Source organism: Streptococcus sp. GMD1S, assembly GCF_000296875.1.
In the GTDB taxonomy this organism is placed as follows: Bacteria; Bacillota; Bacilli; order Lactobacillales; family Streptococcaceae; genus Streptococcus.
The window spans coordinates 1-1,783 of record NZ_AJQY01000115.1 but is presented as its reverse complement, the minus strand read 5'-3'; the positions used below and the strand labels follow the sequence as shown (position 1 = coordinate 1,783).

2 protein-coding genes and 1 pseudogene are annotated in these 1,783 nt (G+C 41.4%); 1 reads left to right on the top strand and 2 read right to left on the bottom strand.

Features of this window, described 5'->3' with window-relative positions; genetic code table 11:
• Window positions 1-129: pseudogene (locus GMD1S_RS12145) on the top strand (cation-efflux pump); the annotation flags it as partial.
• A 53-nt stretch (window positions 130-182) separates the two neighbouring features.
• Here GMD1S_RS12145 and GMD1S_RS07480 read toward each other — a convergent pair.
• Together GMD1S_RS07480 and GMD1S_RS07475 are read right to left on the bottom strand one after the other, a co-directional pair.
• The gene (locus GMD1S_RS07480; RefSeq protein ID WP_025172961.1) at window positions 183-794 is read right to left on the bottom strand and encodes a hypothetical protein; all 612 of its coding nucleotides are present in this window, start codon (window positions 792-794) and stop codon (window positions 183-185) included.
• Window positions 791-1,783 (bottom strand): ATP-binding cassette domain-containing protein (locus GMD1S_RS07475; RefSeq protein WP_000374912.1); only part of this gene is annotated, 993 nt, incomplete at its 5' end. The genes GMD1S_RS07480 and GMD1S_RS07475, both read right to left, overlap by 4 nt.

Below are 1,783 nucleotides of genomic sequence, written 5' to 3'. Positions count from 1 at the left end.
TCCATTAGTCAGAAAACCAAGCTCATTTGCTATGAGCTAGATGGTATCGTCCATACCAGTATCTGGCGTCGCCATGAGACTTGGCAAAATATCTTTCATCAGGAAACTAAAAAAGAAGACAAACAATGACCCTATCCAGTGGATAGGGCCTTTTTGATTATTCTACTTTAAGCAAAGACAGACTATGACGGTTTGGAAGATTTGCTTTTCGAAGCTTGTTTTGTCTGTTTTCTAGCTTGGCGATTTTGCTCGATGCGCCATTCTCTTTCATAGTACTTCATAGTCTCATAGACCCTTTCAGGAAGTCCTACATCTAGCAGAAAGATCGGGATAATTAAATCTGCTGACGGATGAAAAGGGAGAATCCTTCTCTTCAACAGAGCTAGAAAGGATTGGGATTTCACATTTTCCTTGTTTTTAAAATAGACTTCAATCCGATAAGAATCCCTATACTTCCCTCGAATCCGAGAAAAGGAAAACTCTTCTACATCTGCCCAAGCATAGAAATGACTGGGTTTCTTTGGGTTTGGTTTGTAGTAAAACCCCTCAACTGTGCATCTCAAATACTCCTTATCCAAGCTTAACAGTCTGTATGTCTGATAAATGATTACTCCAGCACAAAAGAGGACAAGCAGTATTAATAAAAGACTTATCGTATGAAGTTTAGTTCCCTTTTGCGAGTACAAATGGAGATAAGAGAGAGGTAGCAAGAAAAAAAGTACTGAAGTCAAGCCAAACAAGGCATTCCAAATGATTTTCTTGGGACTACGTTTAATGACTTTTTCTTCCATTATGCCAACTCACTTAGATATTCATAGCGCTCGTATTTTTCAAGGAGTTCTTCGTTTTTCTCATCCAGTTCTTTTTGGAGAGTAGCCAGCTTACCAAAGTCAGAGCCATTTGCCTGCATTTCTTCTTCAATAGCAGCAATACGATTTTCCAAGGCTTCAATATCCCCTTCAATGCTTGCCCACTCCTGCTTTTCTTGGTAGGTCATGCGTTTCTTGTCTTCACGGACCTTGACTACTTTTTCCTTTTCTGCCTTTTGCACTTGATTGGACATCTCTGTTTCAAAGACTTTTTCATCAAGGTAGTCGGTGTAATGACCAAAGAAAGGACGAATCTTACCATCCTCAAAAGCGAGAATCTTGGTCGCTACCTTATCTAGGAAATAACGGTCGTGGCTAACTGTCAAGACAGGGCCGGCAAAGCTCTGCAAGAAATTTTCCAAGACTGTCAAGGTTGCAATGTCCAAGTCATTTGTCGGCTCATCCAAAAGGAGAGCATTTGGTTTTTCCAAGAGCAGTTTGAGGAGATAAAGGCGTTTTTTCTCTCCACCAGACAATTTCTCAATCAAGGTTCCATGCGTCGAACGTGGGAAAAGGAACTGCTCCAGCAACTCAGCGATGGAAGTCGTAGAACCACCGCTGGTCTTAACCTCTTCTGCTACTTCCTGCAGGTAATTGATAATCCGTTTGCTTTCATCCAAACCTTCAATTTGTTGAGAGAAATAGGCGATGCGAACCGTCTCACCGATGATAACTTGACCTTTAGTCGGCTCAAGACTTCCTGCGATGAGATTAAGCAGAGTTGACTTCCCGACACCATTATCCCCAACAATTCCGATACGGTCTTTGGCTTGCACCAATAGATTAAAATCTTGCAAAATGGGCTTGTTTTCATAGGCGAAGGAAACATTCTGAAACTCGATGACTTTTTTCCCAATCCGACTGGTTTCAAAGTTCATGGTCAAGTCTGTATCAGCAACGCCACCTGAAACTTC